This is a genomic window from Promicromonospora kroppenstedtii DSM 19349 (genome assembly GCF_000515355.1).
GTDB lineage: Bacteria > Actinomycetota > Actinomycetes > Actinomycetales > Cellulomonadaceae > Promicromonospora > Promicromonospora kroppenstedtii.
Genome location: NZ_KI911671.1, coordinates 1,722 through 2,295, shown reverse-complemented (window position 1 = coordinate 2,295; position 574 = coordinate 1,722). Strand labels below are relative to the sequence as shown.

Annotated in this window: 1 protein-coding gene; it reads right to left on the bottom strand. The window is 76.8% G+C overall.

The window, feature by feature from the left end; all coding sequences use genetic code 11:
• Positions 1-574, bottom strand: a 574-nt coding sequence (locus PROKR_RS13650; protein WP_169736422.1) for a UvrD-helicase domain-containing protein, incomplete at both ends; no start/stop codon positions are given.

Sequence of the window (574 nt, the reverse complement as noted above, 5' to 3'; positions counted from 1 at the left end):
GGCGGCCCGGCCCGTCAGGCCCGGCGCGGCGCCGCGGAACGTCTGGACGGCCGAGTCCGGGTCGGACAGCAGCACGAGCCGCGCCCCGTCGTCGTGCAGCACGCGCAGGAGGCGGACCGTCGCGGCGGTGGCCTCCTGGTAGTCGTCCACCACGACCAGGTCCCAGGTGGGGCGCGGGGTGCCCGGCACCTCGGCCTCCCAGGAGCGCAGTGACTCGGCGGCCTCGTCGATCACGACGGCGGGGTCGTAGCGCGGCCCGGCATCGGGCGTGGCGAGCCGCAGCGTCATGGTGTCGAGGTACTCCTCGTACAGCTGGGCGGCCATGACCCACTCGGGGCGGTCGTTCGCCCGCCCCATCTCGTCGAGCTCGACCGGCCCGAGTCCGCGCTCGGCCGCGCGCATCAGCAGGTCGCGGAGCTCCTGGCGCAGACCCCGGAGGCCCAGCGACTCCTCGGGCAGGCCGGGCGGCAGACGGAGCGGCCGCCCCTCGCCTGCCACGTGCCCGGCCAGCAGCTCGGCCAGCACCAGGTCCTGCTCCGGGCCGGAGACCAGGGTGGGGGTGGGCTGCCCGAGC